Below are 1,562 nucleotides of genomic sequence, written 5' to 3'. Positions count from 1 at the left end.
GCCTTGAAAAGGCCGGGGTGCCGATTATCGGTACCAGCCCGGATGCCATTGACCGTGCTGAGGATCGTGAGCGGTTTCAGGAGATGTTGCACAAGCTCAATCTGCTGCAGCCTGCTAACGGTACAGCCCGGTCCTTTGAAGAGGCTGAAGAGGTGGCCAATCGGATCGGCTATCCGGTGGTGGTACGTCCCTCCTATGTTCTTGGTGGTCGTGCCATGGAGATTGTCTATGATGTGGAGAATCTGCGGCGCTACATGACCACTGCGGTGCAGGCTTCACCGGAGCACCCGATTCTGGTTGATAAATTCCTGGATGCAGCCATTGAGATTGATGTGGATGCGCTCTGTGACGGCAAGCAGGTGGTGATCGGCGGAATCATGGAGCATATCGAAGAGGCTGGTATTCACTCCGGTGATTCAGCCTGTTCCCTGCCCCCCTATTCGCTGTCTCAGGAGTTGATTGCTGAGGTTCGCCGCCAGACCGAGATAATGGCCCTAGAGCTGAATGTTATCGGTCTGATGAACGTTCAGTATGCCGTTAAGGATGGTACCATTTATATCCTTGAGGTTAACCCCCGTGCCTCCCGCACCGCCCCGTTTGTCTCCAAGGCCACCGGCCGACCGCTGGCCAAGATTGCTGCCCGGATCATGGCCGGTAAGACTCTGGCAGAGCTGGGAGTTTCCGGTGACATTGTGCCGGACTACTTCTCGGTTAAAGAGGCGGTCTTCCCGTTTGTTAAGTTCCCTGGTGTGGATACTATTCTGGGGCCTGAAATGAAGTCAACCGGCGAGGTGATGGGAATCGGTGATACCTTTGCAGAGGCCTTTGCCAAATCACAGCTGGGTGCTAACGTCAAGATGCCGCTTTCCGGTAATGCCTTTATCAGTGTACGGGACGGAGACAAGAAACATGTTGTCTCAGCTGCTGAAAAACTGTATAAAGCCGGATTCGGCATCCTTGCAACCGGCGGTACGGCATCATTCCTTGAAGAAAAAGGTATCCCGGTGCGTCGGATCAACAAGGTCATGGAAGGCCGCCCCCATATTGTTGATGCCTTGAAAAACGGTGAAGTACAACTGGTGATCAACACCACCCAGGGTGCCCAGGCCGTGGCTGATTCATTCTCAATCCGTCGTGAAGCCTTGATGCACAGCGTGGCCTACTACACCACTGCCACCGGTGCCAATGCCGCTGTTGATGCCATCATAGACCTGAAAGGGCATGATTTACGGGTTAAGCCGCTGCAGGATTATCTTTGTCAGGAGCAGAAGTAAACGATGTCCAATAATATACCGCTAACCAAAGAGAGTCATGAGGCACTTCAGGAAGAACTGAAGCGTTTGATTAGAGAAGAACGTCCCAAGGTGATTCAGGATATTGCTGAGGCGCGCAGTCATGGTGATCTTTCTGAAAATGCCGAATACGATGCTGCCAAGAATCGCCAAGGGTTTATTGAGGGCAGGATTCAAGAGCTGCAGGGCAAGCTGGCACGTGCCCATGTGGTTGACCTGACTGGTCTCAAACCGGATAAAGTAGTGTTTGGAGCCACGGTTACCCTGTAT

The 1,562-nt window shown here is 53.1% G+C and carries 2 protein-coding genes; both read left to right on the top strand.

All coding sequences use genetic code 11. The annotated features are described in order from the left end of the window. A partial coding sequence (locus OEL57_RS16730) for an ATP-grasp domain-containing protein (RefSeq protein WP_300742080.1) occupies nucleotides 1-1,274 on the top strand: 1,274 nt, incomplete at its 5' end. A 3-nt stretch (nucleotides 1,275-1,277) separates the two neighbouring features. Further along, nucleotides 1,278-1,562 (top strand): transcription elongation factor GreA (gene greA / locus OEL57_RS16725; protein ID WP_300742079.1); only part of this gene is annotated, 285 nt, incomplete at its 3' end.

It is taken from the genome of Trichlorobacter sp. (genome assembly GCF_030247655.1).
Lineage (GTDB): Bacteria > Desulfobacterota > Desulfuromonadia > Geobacterales > Pseudopelobacteraceae > Trichlorobacter.
Note: the sequence above shows the minus strand (reverse complement) of the source record. Positions and strands in the feature narration are given on the sequence as shown.